1 protein-coding gene is annotated in these 584 nt (G+C 61.3%); it reads right to left on the reverse strand.

The window, feature by feature from the left end:
- On the reverse strand, positions 1-584 hold a 584-nt coding region (gene clpX, locus NV64_RS22835), incomplete at both ends, for an ATP-dependent protease ATP-binding subunit ClpX (RefSeq protein WP_146005548.1).

The raw sequence follows: 584 nt of genomic DNA on the forward strand, positions 1-584 counted from the left end.
CCGATAAACTCAGGGATCAGGCCGAACTTGATCAGGTCCTCCGGCTCAACCTGCGCCAGCAGCTCCCCTTCCGTCGCCTTCTCCGCCTTGCCCTTCACCGTAGCGCCAAAGCCGATGCCGGAACCGGTGTCCACGCGCTGCGAGACCACCTTATCCAGGCCGGCAAACGCGCCGCCGCAGATAAACAGGATTTTCGAGGTGTCGACCTGCAGAAACTCCTGCTGCGGATGCTTGCGCCCGCCCTGCGGCGGCACCGCGGCCACCGTGCCTTCGATCAGCTTCAGCAGCGCCTGCTGCACGCCCTCACCGGATACGTCGCGGGTGATCGACGGGTTGTCTGACTTGCGGGAGATCTTATCGATCTCATCAATATAGACGATGCCGCGCTGGGCCTTCTGCACGTCGTAGTCACACTTCTGCAGCAGCTTCTGAATGATGTTTTCCACGTCTTCACCGACGTAACCGGCTTCGGTCAGCGTGGTGGCATCCGCCATGGTAAACGGCACGTCAAGCAGCCGCGCCAGCGTTTCCGCCAGCAGCGTTTTACCGCTGCCGGTCGGCCCGATCAGCAGAATGTTACTTTT

This window comes from Erwinia sp. B116 (assembly GCF_002865965.1).
Lineage (GTDB): Bacteria > Pseudomonadota > Gammaproteobacteria > Enterobacterales > Enterobacteriaceae > Erwinia.